The organism is Fodinibius saliphilus (genome assembly GCF_005869845.1).
GTDB classification, from domain to species: domain Bacteria; phylum Bacteroidota; class Rhodothermia; order Balneolales; family Balneolaceae; genus Fodinibius; species Fodinibius saliphilus.
The window spans coordinates 59,556-77,693 of the sequence record NZ_VAWF01000001.1 but is presented as its reverse complement, the minus strand read 5'-3'; the positions used below and the strand labels follow the sequence as shown (position 1 = coordinate 77,693).

At 39.9% G+C, this 18,138-nt stretch carries 18 protein-coding genes; 11 read left to right on the top strand and 7 right to left on the bottom strand.

Features of this window, described 5'->3' with window-relative positions:
- Positions 1–24 precede the first annotated feature (24 nt).
- Complete coding sequence (locus FCN14_RS00365) at positions 25–1,593, bottom strand: cryptochrome/photolyase family protein (protein WP_138429106.1); 1,569 nt, start codon at positions 1,591–1,593, stop codon at positions 25–27.
- 78 nt (positions 1,594–1,671) lie between these two features.
- On the opposite strand from FCN14_RS00365, the gene FCN14_RS00360 reads away from it, so the two are divergent.
- The 8 genes from FCN14_RS00360 to FCN14_RS00325 all read left to right on the top strand — a co-directional run bounded on the left by FCN14_RS00360 (position 1,672) and on the right by FCN14_RS00325 (position 6,784).
- The gene (locus FCN14_RS00360) at positions 1,672–2,157 is read left to right on the top strand and encodes a TIGR00725 family protein (protein ID WP_138429105.1); all 486 of its coding nucleotides are present in this window, start codon (positions 1,672–1,674) and stop codon (positions 2,155–2,157) included.
- A gap of 72 nt (positions 2,158–2,229) precedes the next feature.
- On the top strand, positions 2,230–2,439 hold the full coding sequence (locus FCN14_RS00355; protein ID WP_138429104.1) for a hypothetical protein: 210 nt from the start codon (positions 2,230–2,232) through the stop codon (positions 2,437–2,439).
- Positions 2,436–2,723 carry a hypothetical protein gene (locus tag FCN14_RS00350; protein ID WP_138429103.1) on the top strand — a complete coding sequence of 96 codons (288 nt, stop codon included), beginning with the start codon at positions 2,436–2,438 and terminating at the stop codon, positions 2,721–2,723. The genes FCN14_RS00355 and FCN14_RS00350 overlap by 4 nt, the downstream gene beginning before the upstream one ends.
- Before the next feature lie 5 nt (positions 2,724–2,728).
- Entirely contained in the window at positions 2,729–3,112 is a 384-nt protein-coding gene (locus tag FCN14_RS00345) for a BlaI/MecI/CopY family transcriptional regulator (RefSeq protein ID WP_138429102.1), read from the top strand.
- A complete protein-coding gene (locus FCN14_RS00340) occupies positions 3,109–4,755 on the top strand; it encodes a M56 family metallopeptidase (RefSeq protein WP_138429101.1) in 1,647 nt (548 codons plus the stop codon). The genes FCN14_RS00345 and FCN14_RS00340 overlap by 4 nt, the downstream gene beginning before the upstream one ends.
- Before the next feature lie 168 nt (positions 4,756–4,923).
- A complete protein-coding gene (locus tag FCN14_RS00335; RefSeq protein WP_171032752.1) occupies positions 4,924–5,610 on the top strand; it encodes a CDP-alcohol phosphatidyltransferase family protein in 687 nt (228 codons plus the stop codon).
- A 52-nt stretch (positions 5,611–5,662) separates the two neighbouring features.
- Complete coding sequence (locus tag FCN14_RS00330; RefSeq protein ID WP_138429099.1) at positions 5,663–5,845, top strand: PspC domain-containing protein; 183 nt, start codon at positions 5,663–5,665, stop codon at positions 5,843–5,845.
- A gap of 84 nt (positions 5,846–5,929) precedes the next feature.
- Positions 5,930–6,784 carry a Gfo/Idh/MocA family oxidoreductase gene (locus FCN14_RS00325; protein ID WP_138429098.1) on the top strand — a complete coding sequence of 285 codons (855 nt, stop codon included), beginning with the start codon at positions 5,930–5,932 and terminating at the stop codon, positions 6,782–6,784.
- Here the strand turns inward: FCN14_RS00325 and FCN14_RS00320 are convergent.
- Genes FCN14_RS00320 through FCN14_RS00305 form a run of 4 tightly spaced genes read right to left on the bottom strand, consistent with a single transcriptional unit; the run spans position 6,781 to position 13,157 of the window.
- Entirely contained in the window at positions 6,781–7,644 is an 864-nt protein-coding gene (locus tag FCN14_RS00320) for an SDR family oxidoreductase (protein WP_138429097.1), read from the bottom strand. The genes FCN14_RS00325 and FCN14_RS00320 overlap by 4 nt on opposite strands.
- 51 nt (positions 7,645–7,695) lie before the next feature.
- Positions 7,696–8,877, bottom strand: coding sequence for an acetyl-CoA C-acyltransferase (locus FCN14_RS00315; RefSeq protein ID WP_138429096.1), 1,182 nt, complete (start codon positions 8,875–8,877; stop codon positions 7,696–7,698).
- A gap of 59 nt (positions 8,878–8,936) precedes the next feature.
- Entirely contained in the window at positions 8,937–11,309 is a 2,373-nt protein-coding gene (locus FCN14_RS00310) for a 3-hydroxyacyl-CoA dehydrogenase/enoyl-CoA hydratase family protein (protein ID WP_138429095.1), read from the bottom strand.
- A 48-nt stretch (positions 11,310–11,357) separates the two neighbouring features.
- Positions 11,358–13,157: an AMP-dependent synthetase/ligase gene (locus tag FCN14_RS00305; protein ID WP_138429094.1), complete on the bottom strand. Its 1,800-nt coding sequence runs from the start codon at positions 13,155–13,157 to the stop codon at positions 11,358–11,360.
- A gap of 211 nt (positions 13,158–13,368) precedes the next feature.
- Between FCN14_RS00305 and FCN14_RS00300 the strand changes: the two genes are divergently transcribed.
- The gene (locus tag FCN14_RS00300; protein WP_434084070.1) at positions 13,369–13,734 is read left to right on the top strand and encodes a hotdog fold thioesterase; all 366 of its coding nucleotides are present in this window, start codon (positions 13,369–13,371) and stop codon (positions 13,732–13,734) included.
- A 64-nt stretch (positions 13,735–13,798) separates the two neighbouring features.
- On the opposite strand, the gene FCN14_RS00295 is transcribed toward FCN14_RS00300, so the two are convergent.
- Together FCN14_RS00295 and FCN14_RS00290 are read right to left on the bottom strand one after the other, a co-directional pair.
- Positions 13,799–14,515 (bottom strand): hypothetical protein, encoded by a 717-nt coding sequence (locus FCN14_RS00295; RefSeq protein ID WP_138429092.1) that lies wholly within the window; start codon positions 14,513–14,515, stop codon positions 13,799–13,801.
- A gap of 132 nt (positions 14,516–14,647) precedes the next feature.
- Positions 14,648–16,306, bottom strand: a complete 1,659-nt coding sequence (locus FCN14_RS00290) for a class I adenylate-forming enzyme family protein (protein WP_138429091.1) — start codon at positions 16,304–16,306, stop codon at positions 14,648–14,650.
- 144 nt (positions 16,307–16,450) lie between these two features.
- Here FCN14_RS00290 and FCN14_RS00285 point away from each other — a divergent pair, with 144 nt between their 5' ends.
- Together FCN14_RS00285 and FCN14_RS00280 are read left to right on the top strand one after the other, a co-directional pair.
- Complete coding sequence (locus FCN14_RS00285; protein ID WP_138429090.1) at positions 16,451–17,254, top strand: protein-L-isoaspartate(D-aspartate) O-methyltransferase; 804 nt, start codon at positions 16,451–16,453, stop codon at positions 17,252–17,254.
- Between the two features lie 49 nt (positions 17,255–17,303).
- Positions 17,304–18,122, top strand: coding sequence for a hypothetical protein (locus FCN14_RS00280; protein WP_138429089.1), 819 nt, complete (start codon positions 17,304–17,306; stop codon positions 18,120–18,122).
- The last annotated feature ends 16 nt before the right edge of the window (positions 18,123–18,138 follow it).

Sequence of the window (18,138 nt, the reverse complement as noted above, 5' to 3'; positions counted from 1 at the left end):
CTAAAATATTAATTTTTAAATAAATTACGACCTTTCCAGTTCTGCTAAGAACTGTTCTGTCGAATGTTTAATTGCCTTTTTATCATCAGCAGATTTCTTGTCATACATACTGACCATAAAACTATTACGTCCACTTTTCTCAAAACCCTCGCGCTGTTTATTTACAAAATTCCAATAGAGATAATTAAATGGGCATGCCCCCTTACCGGTCTTTTTACTGATACTATAATCACAATGCTTACAATAATTGCTCATTTTGTTAATATAATTTCCACTACTTACATACGGCTTTGAAGCCAACACACCACCATCTGCAAAGGTAGACATCCCCAACACATTCGGAAGAACTACCCATTCATAGGCATCAATATATGCTAGCCAAAACCATTTGTTGAGCTCTCTGGGATCTGTTTCTGTAAGGTTACTGAAATTACTCAAGACCATTAATCGCTGTATATGATGAGAATAACCGCTCTCAATAACTGGGGCTATACTTTCCTGCAAGCAGTGCATCTTTGTTTCGTCTCCCCAAAAAAGTTCAGGTAGTGCATTCGAAAAGTCGAAAAAGTTTGTCTCTCGTATTTTTGGCATCATAGCTTCATAATAGATACGTACAAATTCACGCCAGCCCAATATTTGTCGTATTAACCCCTCTACAGAATTTATAGGTGCTTTATCAGCCTTATAAGCTTTGATTGCACTCTCGCAGATTTCCCAAGGTGTCAGTAATCCATTATTAAGATAGAGTGAGAATGAAGAATGAAATAAAGTAGCCTCTCCAGAGACCATCGCATCTTCATAGGGACCAAAATCTGCCAATCGTTCGTCAATAAATTCTTCTAATAATTGAGTTGCCTGTTTTCGATTAACCGCATATTCAAATCCAGAAATACTCCCAAAATGGTCATCATATTGTTTTTTCACTATTCCAATTACTTCTTCGGTAATTTTATCAGGTGAAAACGTAGTGATATTGGGAATAACATAATCCTCCGGAACCGTTTCGCGGTTTTTTTCATCATAGTTCCATACTCCTCCCATTGGCTCTCCTTTGTTCATTAGGTAGCCCGTCTCTCTGCGCATCTCCCTATAAAAGTACTCCATTCGATAACCCGGCTCAATCTTGTGAACCCAATTTTGAAGATCCGCAAAAAAGAATGAATTTGATAGCTGTTCCACCTGATCAGCATACTCTTCCCTTAATTTGTCTAGCCGCTTACGACTTTCCCACTCCGAAGGCTTCATATAGTACAGCTGCATCTCATTACTTTGATTCAAAATACTTTTTAAGCCCTCATCATACCATCCTTGAATAGTATCATAGTAAACCGGAAATCCCTGCTCCGAACAATGAATAGCAAAATGACGCATACTGCTCCATTTATAAACCAATTTCTTTTTATGAAATGGTAATACCCGACTTTTGGCCTCTGATTCAAGAAATATTAGTAAAGGTTTTTCATCTTGAATCCAGTCCGGCCACACAGAGAGGTTTAACTGATCATGCAGAATAAAGACAGTCTTTTTACTTTCCGCGATATCAGATTGAGTGCTCGTTTGCTGTAGTTTTTTTGAAAAATGCGTCTTCGTCATTATTGCTGTTTCAAAGTGTGTTGATTATTTACCAGTGTAATACGTTTCATTTTTTCTTAGTTCCAAAAATCAACGATTATGGCAAATACTATTATTGGAGTAATGGGTCCGGGAGAAGGTGCCACTCAACAAGACATTAGAAATGCAATACAGTTAGGAAAATTAATTGCCGAAAAGGAATGGACCCTACTTACAGGAGGACGCAATATTGGGGTCATGGATGCTGCCTCGAAAGGGGCCCAGCAGGCTAGTGGCCTTGTAATCGGTATTCTGCCAACCGAAGACCGGGAGGGCTGCTCTCCATATATCGATATTCCAATATCTACCGGAATGAGCAGTGCCAGAAATAATATCAACGTACTTTCTTCCGATGGGATTATTGCCTTAGGCATGGGAGCCGGAACCACCTCAGAAATAATGCTTGCTTTAAAAGCACAAAAACCTTTGGTACTGTTAAACACCGAACAAACCCTCCTTGAATATATCGATACCTTACCCTACCCTAAACCCGAATATTCCAGCTCGCCAGTTCAGGCCATCTCTTTAATCGAATCCATTTTATAACCGAGTGTTTGACAAAAATCTTATTACTATTATATTAGTATTATAAGATACTAACCTAATAGTAATAAGGTTATGAGAACTTTTATCTTCTGTATATTAGTACTCGTTTTTAACTACTCTGCTTTAGCCCAACCGGTAACTACAACCTTTGAACAATCTAAAGAACAAGGTATTTCTTTTGTAAAACTGGATAGTTTATATCATGGTGCAACCCATGCAAACCCCCAAAAGAACGTATTTAAAGAGCATCAAACAAAGTTTTTGAAAAGTATCGGGCTATGATGCAAGAGCTGGGACAGTTTCTTATGGAGAATGGTTTTGAGTGGAAAAAACGAACCTCTTTTTTTCAACGTATCTATTTTGCCAAGCAAGGGACCATAAACTTTTATTTGGTCAATCTGGATCAGACTCATTTTTCTGAAAAGAAAAAGGAACGCTTTATAGAGCTATTGCATGTATTTAGTGAGCAGTACCAGTTTCCTATGCAGGCAAATTCGAATTTTGCACAATGTGCCCCCATTACATTTACTGATTCGCAAGACAGTCAACAGCAAACCAATAAGTAAATACAATGAAAAAATCACTTACTCCTTTAGGAGAAACAGAAATGGAAGTACTTCATCACGTTTGGGACCTCGGTGAGGCAACGGTTAAACAGGTTCGGAAAAGAATCCTAGAAAATCGTGAAGTAGCATATACTACGATTATGACTGTCATGAAGAATTTGGCAGAAAAAGGATATCTCAAATACCGTAAGGATGGGGTTACCTATGTCTATAGCCCTGCCCAAAAACCAGAATCTGTGCAATCAAGTCTTATTAAAGATCTGATGAAAAAAGTATTTAAAGGGTCACCCAAGCAACTTATTCAAACATTGGTCAAAAGTGACGATATGACAACGGATGACCTCAATGAAATAAAACAAATGATTGACGATATGGAGGATGAACAATGACCGATATCCATAGCTTTCTATATTCCTTTGGAGACCAGATGTTAGAATATATTTGGTTTCCCCTTTTTACATGGACCGTAATTGCTCTTCCTATAACTGTGCTTTTAAAGTGGACTGACAAGATCTCCCCAGTCTACCAGTACCATTTTCGTATAGGGTTACAACTTACTTTACCCCTAGGTATCGTGGGAGCAGCTCTCGCCCCTTTATTTAACAGCGGAACAGCAGCGACATCATCTTCTGCTTTCTTGGTTATTACCAACCCATTGCCTGCTATTTCAGCCTCTCCATCTACTGTAACTACTTTTGATCTTTTTGATCCCATGATATGGATGGGGATAATAAGCATAATCCTAGTAGGTGGTGCACTATTTTATGTTACCAAATTACTGGTATACTGTTTACAGCTTAAAAAGCTGGAACAAAACCATCACTTTCAGCCTCTTTGCCAATGTTCTGAGTTAGTAAGCAATCTTCCACGAATTGATAGCAAAGCCGCCAATTCTCTTATTGCATACTCTAAAAAAGAAACTATTCCTTTCACATACGGGTGGTATAAAACAAAAATTATAATACCGGAAGATCTCAAATCTGATCCGGAGTCCCTATCCATGGCCGTACAACACGAACTCACGCATATTAAGCATAACGATTTTCTGATAAATGGGATTAATATTCTTATTAAATCATTGTTCTGGTTTCATCCATTACTGCATTACTTATACAACTCCAGTAAAGATTACCGAGAAATAACGTGTGATAACGAAGTATTAGCCTATAATACTTTCTCAAAAAAGAAGTATGCATCTTTGCTTTTTGAACTGGCTAAAAGAGAACATCGCACTAATATCGCTTTGAGTATGGCAGTAAACCCATCTTCACTGAAAAAACGTATCCAAATTATGTCCGGTGAAACGACCTTTACTTCAAAGTTAAAAACTAGCTCTTTAATATCATTAACCTCAGTCCTTTTAATCGTACTCACCATCTCTTGTACAGATTTGACTGATGGAAGCATTACGAAGTCTAAAGTCGAACAAAAACAGGGTGAGATGCAGAGACCTGCTGAGAACACTTCTCCTCTTTATGTAATAAATGGAGAACAATGGTCTGATTCCAAAGTAGTTAAAAACAAATTGGCCAGGCTAAAGACAAAGTACATCAAATCGATAGATATTTTAAAAAGAGAAAAAGGTACTGATAAATATGGCGAGGCAGGAAAATTTGGGGCTATTGAAATCCAGGTTAATAATCCGGATCAAGCATTTGAGGATTTAAAAACCGATGAAGAGATACGCACGGGTCTTAAGAAACAAAACAACCAAGAAGATTACTTTATAGCTGTTGAAAAAATGCCCAAGCTTATAGGCGGACTAGCCAGTTTGCAGAAGAAAATAACCTATCCAGAATTGGCCCGTAAGGCCGGGATAGAAGGTCGTGTTATTATTCAATTTATTGTGAATAAACAAGGACAAGTTGAAGACCCAGAAATTATTCGAGGCATTGGCGGTGGAGCCGATGAAGAAGCTTTACGGGTTGTCAAACAAGCAAAATTTAAGCCTGGAATTCAGCAAGGAAAAAATGTCAGGGTGCAATACTCAATGCCTATTACATTCAAATTGGCTACAAACAAAGCTCGATAATTAATTTCAACATTAATAATGTATTGAATAATCAATCTATTACGCAATAAGTTGTAAAGATTGGCATATTTTCAAAACTAATTGAGAGCGGGACTTCATAGGTTCCGCTTTTTTTATTTTATTACGAAAGAAATTAGCGGCAGAAATTTACACTTGGACATAATAGGCGTGAAAAAAACAGCAGCAGCATACGGGGTCCATGTTCTAACTGCTTTAGGTGCAGCTCTCGGTTTATGGGCTATAATTCTTACTTATGATGGCTTTTATCAAGAAGCCATCTGGGTACTAGCAATATCTGCGATAGTAGATTCAATTGATGGAGCTCTTGCACGTCTTACACAAACGAAAGAAAATGCACCCAGAATTGATGGTGCTTTGATGGACAACATCATTGACTTTCTAACCTGGACTATTGCCCCCCTACTTTGGATTTATGCCACCATGGATCTGCCGGTTTGGGTACTGGTGATCTGTGCTACGGCCAGCATATTTGGATTTTCAAATACCAAAGCTAAAACTGATGATCATTTTTTCCTGGGCTTTCCCTCTTACTGGAATATCGTAGTATTTTATACATACCTACTTGAACTGCCTGTAGAGTTTGCTTCCGCTACTCTGCTCATTTTTGCCCTCGTCACCTTTTTACCCGTAAAGTTTTTATATCCAACACGCACAAAGTTCCTGCGTCCGTTAACGATAGTACTGGGTATTTTTTTCCTGCTTCAGCTTATTGCCCTAATGTATTATTTTGATGAATCATCGGTTTTCTTAATTCATAGCTCATTTATTTTTCCATTTTACTACTTTGGACTCTCTTTTTATTTAAATCTAAAAAGACCTGTAACATCTGACTAATTCTTGCGTAACGAAACAAAGCAAAACAAGATCAATCTAAGAATTATCCTATATGGGAGCTCGATTAAAAAAATCACGGACCGATCGAATGATTACAGGGGTTTGCGGAGGGATTGCTGAATACCTCGGATGGGATCCCACCATCATTAGAATTATTTTTGTAATCTGTACTTTTCTAGGCTGGGGTAGTCCAATATTACTATATTTTATTTTGGCTTTGGTAATGCCGGACTAAATCCACATACCTATATTCCATTTTGAAAGTTGTTCCCTATTTCATAAATATTTGCATAGCGAAAATGCACCGAATTATCAGATTATGAAAATTGGGATTATAGGCCCTGCAGATAGGGCAATGGCATGGGAAAGTCATCTTCGGCCTCATAGGTCTGTCTCTGAAGTTATCATCACATCCAGGCTCAAAGATATCGGAGATGTTGATGCCTGTCTGCTTCTCGATGATAGTGAAGAGCGTTTGGCCCGTTTGTTAAAAGCAGTTAAACAAGGTTATCACTGTTTTTTAGTTTCCGAACTGCCAACCAATCGTGATCAAGTTGAAAAGGTATACCATGCTGCCGAAGAATCTAACGTACTTTTACAGTTTTCACACTGGCCAACATTAGCTCCTGCCTCTAAATGGATGAGTAAAAAAGTGGTAAAACCTTCTTTAGTACAGGTTATACGAGAGATCAACCATACTGAATACTATGATTCAGATCACAATTTCGACTATTATTGGATTGACGAGCTTGCCTTTTGCCTGCGCTGGATAAACGGTGCAGTACATCATATTGATCTAAAAACTGTTTCATTTAAGGGCGAACATCTGTATATGCTGCATCTTTTTCTGCGTTTCGACAGCGGTGCAACAGCAAATATCTATATCAATGCAGCATCAGCAGAATCTAACCATCATAGAGTGGCTGCAGATAATAACTATATGCTTGATTGTAACGTCAGGGAACAATCAGTACGGCTTGCAGAACAGAAGAATTATCAGAAGCGCCTGTATATTAACAAACAAACATTTGATGCTTCAAAGTCGGCTGAATTAGCCAGTTTAGAATTCTTAAAATCCATACAGCTTAACCGACCTACCATTTACAATGGATACCATTTGGTAGAACTCACAAAAACGATTGAAAAAGTTAAAAAGAGGTTATCACGAGCTTAACCTTTTTTCTCTTTCATCATCTTAAAAAAGCCTTTTAACTTCTCCCGTGGTGCCATTTTATCGAGGAAGTTAAACTGTCCTGCGGCCAAACGTTCTCCTCCATCAATGACAACACACTCACCCGTCATATAAGAGGCCATATCACTCATAAGAAAGGCCGCTAAGTTAGCAAGCTCCTCTTTATCGCCATACCGATTAGCCGGAATCTTTGATAAAAACTTCTCCTCAAAATCCTCATCCGGAACCAAACGTGACCAAGCTCCTTTAGTAGGAAACGGACCAGGGGCAATAGCGTTAAGGCGAATACCATAAGTTGCCCATTCGTAACCTAAAGAACGAGTCATTGCCAGTACCCCCGCCTTCCCACAAGCAGAAGGTAATACAAAAGCAGAACCCGTAGACTCCGAATATGTTGTTACCATATTCAGAATATTTCCCTTTTGCTCCTGTTTGATCAAATAGTTGCCAAAAACATGCGTACAGTTAAACGATCCGTGCAGAACAATATCAACCACGGCCTTAAATCCGCCGGGCGTAAGATCCTCAGAAGCCGATAGAAAATTGCCGGCGGCATTATTTACGAGCCCGGTCATCGTACCGAAATCAGAAACAATTTCACTAATCATCTCCTTAATACGATCATAATCACGCACGTCCGCAACATAATATTCCGCTTTTTCAGATGCATCCGCCGATCGGGATATCTCCTCTACGGCATTTTGCAATTTATCTTCTGTACGACCACATATCGCAATATTACTTCCCAGGGAAGCAAATTTTTTAGCCATGGCCAATCCTAATCCACTACCACCGCCGGTTATCAAAATTGTTTGTCCCTCTAGCGTATCATCAGTAAACATAAAAAAGTGTTTTTAGTAGGTAAGGCCGCATTGTGTTGCGTCCCTTTCCAATTAACTTATATTTTCAAAAATGCCTGCTGCACCCATTCCTCCACCTACACACATGGTAACCATACCAAACTGTTTATCAAGGCGCATAAGATCGTGCAGTATCTGTGTAGTAAGCTTTGCTCCGGTACATCCCAGCGGATGTCCCATCGCAATAGCTCCACCGTTAATATTGACGATATCTTCATTGAGTTCCAGTTCTCTTATGACAGCAACAGATTGAGCTGCAAAGGCTTCATTAAGTTCTATCAAATCAATATCGTCTACATTCATTCCCGTTTGCTTAAGCACTTTAGGTACTGCCTCAACAGGACCGATCCCCATAATTTCGGGAGGCACTCCGGCAACAGAGAATCCATGATATTTGGCAATAGGGGCTAGTCCCAGCTCATCAGCTTTTTCTCGGCTCATCACCATCACCGCTGCGGCTGCATCGTTCATTTGAGATGAATTCCCGGCTGTAACAGTTCCACCTTGTTTAAAAGCGGGGTTAAGTTTGGCTAAAACTTCTTCTGAAGTATCACTTCGGGGACCTTCATCCTGCTCAAATAAAAATTCATTTTCCACCACTTCACCGTTAGCAGCGACTTTCTTTTCTTTTACTGCAATAGGCGTAATTTGTTCATCAAAATATCCTTGTTTCCATGCCTCAATAGCCCGCTGGTGACTGCGATACGCAAAAGCATCCTGGGCTTCGCGACTAACACCATATTTATCAGCAACATTCTCAGCCGTTAACCCCATATTTATGTAGATCTCCGGGTAGTTGTCTACCAGCTCTGGGTTTGGTTCCACAACAAACCCTCCCATGGGTACCAAAGACATCGACTCTACTCCTCCCGCTATAATAACATCGGCAGCGCCGGTCATAATACGCTCAGCTGCCTGAGCGATAGTTTGCAAACCAGAAGAACAAAACCGATTCATCGTGGCGGCAGGTACCGAAGGCGGTAGCCCTCCCAATGCAGCACATTGTCGGGCAATATTTAATCCTTGGGCTGCCTCCGGAAAAGCACACCCCATAATTACATCATCTACCCCATCGGGTTGAAGGTTGGGGGCCTTTTCCAATAATGATTTTATGACTTCCCCACCAAGGGTATCAGGGGGCGTAAATCGAAGTGACCCTTTATTTGCTTTTCCTGTGGGGGTTCGGCTCGCAGCTACAATTACAGCTTCTTTCATAATAAATTTGATATCAGGTTAATAGTTTTTTGTAGTATGCACTAACAAACAACAGAAAACTAATTTCTCAGCGGTTTCCCTTTTTTTAACATATGTTCAATACGGGCTTGAGTTCGCTCATCTTCGAGTAACTTTAAAAAAGCTTCCCTCTCAAGACGCAACAGATATTCTTCAGGCACCTTTTGGGGTTCACTCAGATCCCCACCACTCATAATATAGGCCACATCATCTGCAACTACTTTATCATAATCAGTGATAAATTTGGCCTCGTGCATGATATACAGCATTAATCGTAATGAGCTTAATGCTCGTTTACCAAGTACTTTCAATTTTGGCTTTTCCGGCGGATGATAACCCGAATCAGCCATTCTGCAGGCTTCTGCCTTAGCATTGGCAATTAAAAGATCCCGGTTCATGACGATAGTATCAGTATCACGCAGATACTTTAATGATTTTGCCTTGGGAGCCCCATCAGAAACTTCAGCCATCCCAATAGTTTTAAAGACCTCTTTGATATTTGGCATAGGATCAACTTGCTCATCTGTAATAACCTGTTCCATGGCACGGGCTAACATTTCCGTTGTTCCCCCACCTGCCGGTAGCAGTCCCACACCGACTTCTACCAATCCTGCGTACAGTTCATGATGGGCAACAACCTTATCCGAATACAATATAAACTCGACCCCTCCGCCGAGACATCGTCCAAAGGGGGCAGAAACAACCGGGAACGGGCGATAACGCAGTCCTACTGCTACATCCTGGAAGTTCTTTACGGCCTTTCTTACCTTATCCTTATCGCCTTTCTGCCAAGCACCCATCGCTTCCATAAGGTTAGCGCCATAAGTAAAGTTTTCACCGTCATGGCTAATTATCATTGCATCAAACTGTTCTTCCACGATATCGCAGGCTTTATCAAGTGACTGTACCAACTCCATGCCCAAGGTGAATTTGTGAGTTCGAAACTCAAAAAGAGCTATGCCATCCCCAAGATCATATAAGCCGGCACTATTGTTACCCATTACTTCTTTGCCATCAGCTTGAAGTGAAGATATCGTAATCGCTCCTTTTGCTGGCGGACTAAGGAGTTCCACTTCTCCTGTAGTCAAGTTATACACTGTGCCTTCATCTTGGTCATAAAACTGTTCGCGGCCACTATCTAGCATCTGCAATACCGATTCCGGCACTTCCAAACCTTCATCCTGCATACGTTCTACCGATTCTTCTACTCCAATAGCATCCCAACGCTCAAATGGCCCCAACTCCCAGTTGAATCCCCATTTCATTGCACGGTCAATGGCTTCAATAGAATTGGTTATCTCAGGAACACGATTTGCAGCATACAATAACAGGTCACAATGAATCTTCCATAAAAACTGTCCTGCTTTATCATCTTGCGAGACCAGAAATTTCAAGCGTTCTTCAGAGCTGCTATACCTTTCCTTGGCTTCAGAAGCACTCTCAAACTCCGGTGATATCTGTGATTCATACTCTCCGGTTTCAGGGTTTATAACTTTATATTCCTTCCCGGAATCAGTGCGGACCTTTTTGTAAAATCCCTCTCCTGCCTTATTACCATATTTACCTTCTTCCACCATCTGTTTAAATCCATCGGGCAAGTCAAAAACCTCGCGCCGATCATCATCCGGAATAGTCGGATATAAATTGGTAGCTACGTGGTGAATCACATCCAATCCCGACATATCGGCGGTACGGAAAGTTGCTGCTTTTGAATATCCGGTAAGAGTACCGAGCAGATAATCTATTTCTTCAGCTCTAAAAGCTCCACCAAAAAAGTGAGGCATAATACTGGCCATCGAAAAGATACCGATGCGATTTGCAATAAAGTTGGGAGTATCTTTACACTGCACTACTCCTTTGCCCAGCTCTTTCTCACAAAATCGACTCATATATTCAACCACTTCATCTGATGTAGCATCAGTAGGAATTACTTCCAAAAGCTTCATATAACGGGGCGGGTTGAAAAAGTGAGTACCTAAAAAGTGGCTCCGAAATTCTTCAGACACATCTTCACTAATCTTGCCGATCGGTAGCCCCGAGGTGTTAGAACTCACAACAGTACCAGGGGTTCGCACCTCCTCAATATCACTCAAAAGATTCTTCTTGATATCCATCTTTTCAATAATGGCTTCACAAATCCAGTCAACCTCCTCTAAAACATCAAGGTCATCGCTAAAATTGCCCACCTTTATTTGATCCGCATACTCAGGCTTTCCAAGGGGTGAGGGATTCATCTCCTTCAGCTTCTTCACATTATCGATCACCTGTTGATTCGGATTATCACTCTCCTCATCCTTAAGATCGAGCAGCCAAACCTGTAGGCCTGCATTTACGCAATGCGCGGCAATTTGACTTCCCATCGTGCCAGAACCCAATACCGCAACTTTTTGAATAGCATATTTAGATGTAGCCATATCTTCTGTATTAAATTTTATTGATGCTAAAAATATATTGTAATAGCGTCAGCTTTGAGATTCTTTCCCTTCTTCATACATAGATTCTATCTCTTCAGAATAATGTTCTTTCACCACTGGGCGTTTCACCTTTTGAGTGGGGGTAAGCTCATCCGTTTCTATAGAGAAAGGGGTATCCAACAGGATAAATCTCTTAACCGTTTCCCAGGGCGAAAGTTCCTTATTCACCTTGTCTACTTCTCGTTGTATAATTTTCCTTACTTCGGGATCATTACTTTTATCTTCAGACATCGACTTCCCTTTGTCTTTGAGCCGCTGCTCAACATTATCATAACTTGGTACAATTAACGCTGAACAAAATTTCCGTTTATAACCGATAACTACGGCCTGATCAATAAAACCACTTTCACTAAGCTTATTTTCAATTACCTGGGGTGCAATATATTTCCCCGTTGAAAGCTTAAAAACTGATTTCTTACGATCTGTAATAAACAGATAATTGTCTTCCAGCTTACCAACATCGCCCGTCATAAACCAACCATCATCAGTAAAAACTTCATCGGTCTTTTCGGGATTGTTATAATACCCCTCCATAATGTTTGGACCTTTAGCAAGGATCTCTCCATCTTCTGCAATCTTTATATCTACATTTGATAGAGGGAAACCAGAACTGCCTACCCGCAAGTGATCTTTGTCTTGAACCGAAAGTACTGGGGATGTTTCAGTAAGCCCATATCCCTGCAGACAGATAAAACCAATAGCATTCATAAACCGAAAGAGATTAGGTGAAAGAGCCGCCCCTCCGCTTACTACCCCCAATAAATTAGGACCAAAAAGCTCCCTTATTTTCGAATAAACGAGTTTATCGGCAATTTTATGTTTTACAGCTTCTAGGCCCGTTGGGGGATTTTCAGGATCGTACTCTTCGGCTCTGTTTAGGGCCCAGTAATATAACTGCTTTTTAAGCCCGCTCAGTTCTTGCCCCTTAACTTTAACACCGGTATGAATTTTTTCTAATAGTCGGGGCACCGTGGCAAAATAGTAGGGTTGAACGTATTCGAAATCATCTCGTATCTCTTCTACTTCTTCAATGTAATAGATCGGATAGCCCAAGCACAAGTACATATATGTTATCATGCGTTCAAAAACATGTGATAACGGCAAGTATGAAAGCATTCGCTCATTATCTCTCACCTGATCATCAAAGGGTACCCGTTTCAATGATGCCCGTATATTGGAAGCAATGTTATTGTGGGTCAACATAACCCCTTTGGGATCGCCGGTTGTGCCAGAAGTATAAATTAACGTTGCGAGCTCATCGGGCTTTACCTTTGATTTAAGTTCTTCGAAAAGCTCCGGATTTTCCTTATGCTTTTCAGCTCCCATCTCCATGATGGCATCAAAAGGCTTTACTTCATCATACTGTGAACCCAATATAGATATCACAGCCTCAACATTTGCGATATCATCCATCAAGGGCCGAGTATCTTTATACAGTTCATCTGTTGAAACGATATGCACCTTAGAACCAGAGTTTTCAAGAATATACTTTATCTGGTCACCGGGTTGGGTGGTATAAATGGGAACATTAGCTGCTCCAATTGAAAGTATTGCCTGATCACAAATAAGCCACTCTGCACTATTTTCGGAATGTACACTTACCTTATCACCTTTACGAACACCCAGTTCGTAAAGTCCCAATGCCAGGTTTCTTGCTTTGGTTTGAAACTCATCTCTACCTGTTTCAACCCAACTACCATTTCGTTTAGTGGCTATAAGGACGTCCCTTTCGTGCTTCTTTAAGCCGGTATCAATCTCAGAAATGATCGTACTCTTTTCGTTGCCCATAAATAAGTCTCCTTTTACTGTGATAATGGCATTTATAGTATACTACTAATTTAAAAGTTTGTAGGTTATTTAAAAGTCCCTTTTTATTCCTTATTCACCTGTAATGATTATATTTAATATCTACTAATGAATTGTAAGAGAATAGTTTATGTATATCCAACCTAATTTAAAAGAGCGCGTTGAATACTTTTTAGACCTTCCCCACCTGCATATGGGAGACGCCCTGAATATTACTTTTACTTCTTTCAAGATTGATGAAGTTAAAGCGACTATGCCCGTTGATAAAAATACGGTGCAGCCATTTGGGTTCTTGCACGGAGGGGCATCGGTAGTATTAGCAGAAACTCTGGCTTCAGTAGGTGCTTGGCTCAACATTGAGGATGAGGATAAATCAGCAGTGGGTATAGAAATAAACGCTAACCACATGCGGGCAGTTAAAAAAGGGAAAATCATAAAAGGAGTTGCTCAGCCGGTCCATCGGGGACGCCAGACCCAAGTTTGGGAAACGAATATATTTACTACTAATAAAAAGCTTGTATGTACTTCGCGATGTACTTTAGCGGTCGTTAGAAGATAAAGTAAGAGATATAGGATGATAAGACCTACTGTGCCTCCACATCTTCAACATTCACCGTTTAGATTCATTCAAATAACCGACGCAACAGTTTACGCTTGGTCACCGGGAAAATGGTCTCATTAAAAGGAAGATTCAAATCAGTATTAAAAGCATAGGTTGCCGGGTTGGGTAGCTTTTTATTATTACTGATTAATTCTAGCTTAATAGCATTTGGGGATAATTGGGCCTTCCCCTGTTGAACTGCTTTCATAAAAGCTGTTTTCAGAGATCTGTATTTATCTTGGGCACTTTCAAAAACCGTTACTTCATACTCAAAAAGCAATAATTTCGATTCTTCATTATCGGGGACAAAGAAGTATCCTTCATCCGTATAATTAGGTACAATACCCACTTCTTCCACCTCGATCTCATCGTTAACAAATTCATATATCGTTCGCCCCTCTTCAATTTTAGCTTTAATATAAGGTAATGCCCATTCAATAAGCTCTTCTACTTTGGCCAGGTCTGAACCCTGTACAAAAACTACTTCATGTTCAATCTCTTGATTTACAAAATCAATCTTTTTAATCCGCTTGGGAAATTCATCACGAAGATCCTGAAGTCGCTTAAGAATATCATCTAGCTTGGTATAAAGATCGACCAAATGACTTAAATGAGGATAGATTTTATTTTTCTGGAAATCTTCAGATATCTCCTTTAGCCCAGCTAAAACTTTATATTGGGCCGTTTCAAAATCTGTTTGGACATGTGTAAAAAAGTCGAGATTCAATGAATTACTCATAGAAACCTCCATAAATTTAGTTAGCCGAAATGTAGATAATCGCTTTGAAATACATTTTCCAAATAACGAATGTACTTATCCCTATAATACTTATCGGTACTAAAAACGAAATCTAAAGCTTACTATTATCCACTATTTCTTACGGAACTGTACTTCTTTCCACTCTTCAAAATGATGGGTTACTTTACGCCGTTGATATTTACCTGTAGAAGTAACCGGAATATCATCACCGAAGACCACAACTTTCGGAGCTTTATTAAAGGGTAATTTCTTTCTACAAAATTCCAAAATGGCTTCTTCATCTCCTTCAGTACCCTCTTCCAATTGTATATAGGCCCCCACTTCTTCGCCATACCAATCATTTTCAAAACCTACAGCAATACCCGCCTTAACACCTGGAGCCTTATTGATAACCTCATCAATCTCCAATGGAGCCAAATTTACTCCCCCCCGAATAATAAGCTCTTTAAGCCGACCCGTTATAAAAAAGTATGGGCGACCGTCATCATCATTGACATAAAAACCTTCATCACCACTGCGAAACCAACCATTTTTAAACGTCTTTTCATTGGCCTCTTTATTATTGTAGTATTTTAACATTACATTTACCCCGCGTACCACAATCTCTCCCCTTTCATTTTCCTTCAGCTCATTTCCATCCTCATCATGAATTGCCATTTCATTTGCAGAAACAGGTACTCCAATACTGGGATATCCATACTCTCTCATCCACTTTTTGTGCTCATCACTGTCGATATCAGTGGGAACAAAACAGGAATAGCACGTGGTTTCGGAGAGGCCATAGCCGTGAATAATAGGAATCCCGATCTGTTCCTCAAAATTTTCAGCCACCTTTATAGTCAATGGCCCTGCCCCACAGATAACATGCCGGAGCGTTGGAGTTTCCGGGCGTTCTTTCTCCTCATAGTAGCTGTTAAGGTACTGCAAAAGTGTTGGCACCATACTCACAATATGCACCTTTTCTTCAGCAATGGTTTCGAAAAATTTGGATGTTCTAAACCGCTGATTCAATACGGTAGATCCACCGGAATAAAAAGGGGTAATAAGCGTAACTACAGTACCATTCACATGATGAATAGGGAGTACACACATCATGCGCGTATCTTTTTCAATATCATGCCACTGGGCAATACTACGGGCATCCTCCAACAAGTTTCGTTGACTCAGCATTACTGCTTTGGGGGCTCCGGTAGTACCTGAAGTAAATACAATCAGGGCTTCAGAATCTGTCAGCGGGTCTTCCGGCAAATTTAAGGCCCCATCTTCTTTTGTAAAGTTATCTACCTGGCCTTCGCAAACAATCCACTCAATATTTTTAAGTTTATCTTTATAGATATCAAGAATTTTGCGAAAACGCTCTCGGTACTCTGTTCTTATAAAGGCTAACTCTACATTGCCATTCTCAAGGATATAAGCGATGCGCTCATCATCCTCACCCAAATTAATGGGCACAACCACTAATCCCAACAACCAAGAAGCAAAATAATGAACAGTAGTATGCCAGTGATTATGAGAAATAGTAGCAATACGATCTCCCTGGCTAAGTCCCTGTCCCTGTAAAAAACGGGCACAATTCCAGACTTGCTCACAAAACTCAGCATAACTTACTTCTGTTCGATTGTCATCCTCATCAATGTAGGTGATATAACTTCGATCATCCTCCGCGCGCTCCTTTAGTAATTCACCAATATCTTTATACGGAAGCGGTGGCGGTGAATCTGTGAGGGTTCGTGCATGACCAATCTTTTGCTGAAGCTCTTTAAAATCCATTAGGCAGTATTATTTTTCCCCATTAACTTGTGTCCAATTTTAGTTTATGGATAGCGAAAAGGCAAATGCAGATCCTATTTGAACTAAGAATTATATTAAATTTGTTTAAATAGCCTAGACAAGTGAATTAAATAGGTACATTTTATGAAAAAAATTAACATCATCCTTTTTATAGTCATTATTATAAGCGGACTATATTTTTGGAGTCCAGACACAAAACCATTACCGGTAAAAACTCTTCCCATTCCTTCTATTGCTGATACCGTTACGCATGACTCTCTTAACTGGAACCGACCTCGTTTTAGTGAACGAGAAAATGAGCGTCATGATCTGATAAAAGACGGCATAAAGAAACAAGGGGTAACTGACTCACTAGTACTAGCTGCTATGCGTCATGTTCCCCGACACCTTTTTGTGCCAAAACAATATCAACAATATGCCTATCAAAACCGTCCCCTGCCTATAGGGCACGATCAGACTATTTCACAGCCCTATATTGTAGCCTATATGACCCAACTTTTAGATGTTAGTGCTGGTGATAAAGTACTGGAAATAGGCACCGGCAGTGGTTATCAAGCTGCTGTTTTATCAGAGATTACACCCCACATATATACAATCGAAATTGTAGAACCACTGGCAAAACAAGCTGTCACGCGTTTTCAGAAATTGGGCTATACCACTATCAAGACTAAAATCGGCGATGGTTATAAGGGATGGCCCGAATATGCACCTTTCAACAAAATCATATTGACCGCAGCTCCGACAAAAATACCAGAACCATTAATCAATCAGCTTGCAAAGGAAGGAACGCTTATTGCTCCTGTTGGGAAAAGTGGAAAAACACAATTTCTCACAAAGATAACGAAATCACAAGATGGCACCCTCAAACGACAAAAAAAGTTGCCTGTTCGCTTTGTGCCAATGACGGGAAAAGTCCAAAAAAATTAATTACTTTAGTATCATCCGGAAACAATGCTACTACTAATAAAACTTCATCATGCTATTGTTCTATCGCGCCTTACTACTTTGGGGATTAATCCTACTGCCTTATACCCTCTTCGCTCAAAACGCTACCCCAGAGCAAAACTCTGCAAAAGTTGATACAATTTTTGAATCTATCCATCTGGACAGACAGCTATTCGAAACATCTACAGAAATGCAAAGTTTTATTTCTCAAAACCCCTTTGGTCTGTCTGCTGCACAGAATAAGAAGATGCTCGAACTATATAAAAAAGCATTTACCAAGCAGTTTCTCCTTTCTGATGCTCATGATAAGTTCCATAAAAATATCAACTCTCAATATGCTGACTCTACCCTCCAATGGTTAGACCAGGAACATACTCAAATTGTTCTTAGTGCCGAAGAAAATTATTATACCTTACAAGGAATTCGCAAACGTGTTGTACACCGATATGAGATCGAAAAAGATCCCCCTTCTCAACATCGTACCTTCCTCATCAAATCGCTGGGACAAAAGATGGAAGTAAAAGACATACAGCTTGAGTCAAAAACAATTCTATTTCGTGCTCTGGTAAAAGCATTCAATGAGCTTAACCAACAACGTTCATTTAGCGATGCCCAACTAGAAGGCATTGTAACCAATTATCAAAGCCAAATTAAAGCAAATATGGAGCAAGAAGTCCAAACCCAGCTTTTGCTTACCTATTATGAAATCGATGACCATAACCTTCGCACATTTGCCTCTTTTTATGATACAGAATCGGGTAGCTGGCTCAACGCTACAAAATCAGCCTCTATTTATTATGCATACCAAAAAGCAGCTGATCGATTTTTAGAATCTGTTCGTAGTTTATAAGTTCTATTTATAAGAT